Source organism: Sphingobium sp. AS12 (genome assembly GCF_019097845.1).
Lineage (GTDB): Bacteria > Pseudomonadota > Alphaproteobacteria > Sphingomonadales > Sphingomonadaceae > Sphingobium.
This window is the reverse complement of sequence record NZ_JAHRGM010000089.1, coordinates 1-1465: the sequence shown is the minus strand read 5'-3', so window position 1 is coordinate 1465 and position 1465 is coordinate 1. Positions and strand designations below refer to the sequence as shown.

The 1465-nt window shown below is 37.7% G+C and carries 1 protein-coding gene; it reads right to left on the bottom strand.

Translation table 11 applies throughout. The features are described from left to right. Window positions 1-62: 62 nt before the first annotated feature. Complete coding sequence (locus tag KRZ98_RS23105) at window positions 63-305, bottom strand: RBD-like domain-containing protein (protein WP_217675527.1); 243 nt, start codon at window positions 303-305, stop codon at window positions 63-65. Window positions 306-1465: the final 1160 nt, after the last annotated feature.

The following is a 1465-nucleotide window of genomic DNA, read 5'->3' as shown; positions in this document are numbered from 1 at the left end:
CCCCTGGAGTAGTCAGGTGTAATTCTGATAGGTTTAACTTTATATGTTTCTTGGATTTTTTCTTAGCTGCTCAATATTCTTTCTTTATTCTGTATGTTCGGGGTTTTGATTATCATGTGACAAGGGGGCTTTTTGTGGTCCACTCTTTTTAGTGTTCTGTAGGTTTCTTGTACTTTCATTGACATGTCTTTCTTTAGGTTGGGGAAGTTTTCTTCTATGATTTTGTTGAATATGTTTTCTGCACCTTTGAGTTGGGTTTCTTCACCTTCTTCTATACCTATTATTCTTAGGTTTGGTCTTTTCATGGTGTCCCATATTTCCTGGATATTTTGTATTAAGGATTTGTTGGACTTAAGATTTTCTTTGCTTGATGAATTTATTTCCTCTAGTTTATCTTCAGTGTCTGAAATTCTGTCCTCAGTCTCTTGTAATTCTGTTGGTTATGTTTGCATCTGTGGTTCCTGATTGTTTACTCAGCTTTTCTATTTCCAGCATTCCCTCAGTTTGTGTTTTCCTCATTTTCTCTATATCAGGTTTCCAGTCTTAAACTGTTTGAATTTTTTTCCTTCATCAGTTTGATTGTTTTTTCTTGACATTCCTTGCTTTCTTAAGAGATTTGTTGATTTTTTGCATTTTTAGTTTGTTTTTTCTTCTATTTACATAACAGATTTTCTGATATCATATTTCAGGGTCTCTATTATTTCCATGAGGTTGTCTGTGAGGTCATTCACTTCTGTTTCATCTTTTTTGGGATGTTCATGGATTGCTGGTGTAGAGTCCCTAGAATCTCGCTATATCATATAAGTCTTTCTGTTGTTGGATGTGTTTTTATACTGTTGCCTTCCCATCCCTTCTTCTAGTGGGTTCAGAAGTTATCTCTTCCTATTCTGTTGGGTATGGGTTGTAGGCTCTATCCTTCCCACCCCCTTTCTGCCATTGTGTGGAGTGGCAAGACCACAATGGTGGCCCATGAAGCTGGCTGCTTTGTACTGCCTCCAGGTCCTTATGGGGGATTCAGTGCCAGGAAGGGTCTAGTGGTAGAACGTCAGTGGATGCAAAGGGGGGAGGTGGGCTAGAACAGCCCCAGAGACTTACCTCTCTACCAGATGTTGGAAGGGCAGGACTGGAATACATTTGATGGAATCTTAATACATATTTGATACTTCATGTCTCTGAGACTTAACTTTTTTCTTATAGAAAGAAGAACAAAGCCTTCTTTCAGCACCTCACTTTGTAGAACTAGCTAGGTTTTCCCAAGAAACTATGTGTTGCAAAGGGGATCTGCTATGATCTGCCCAGAAATTTTACATGCATTTCCCTTCAAAGTTCTTATGATTACAAGCACTTATGGAAGAAAAATATGGACAGAATAAAATGAGTTCATTTTTCAGTCCTGAAAAGCTATTTCTGAGATAGGCAAATTATCTCCACATGTTTTCTTGACATATATTACATTTGGTTACAT

Bases quoted from the DNA above. Each gene is read 5' to 3' on its own strand.
- KRZ98_RS23105 (WP_217675527.1), bottom strand. From the start codon at position 305: ATGAAAAGACCAAACCTAAGAATAATAGGTATAGAAGAAGGTGAAGAA.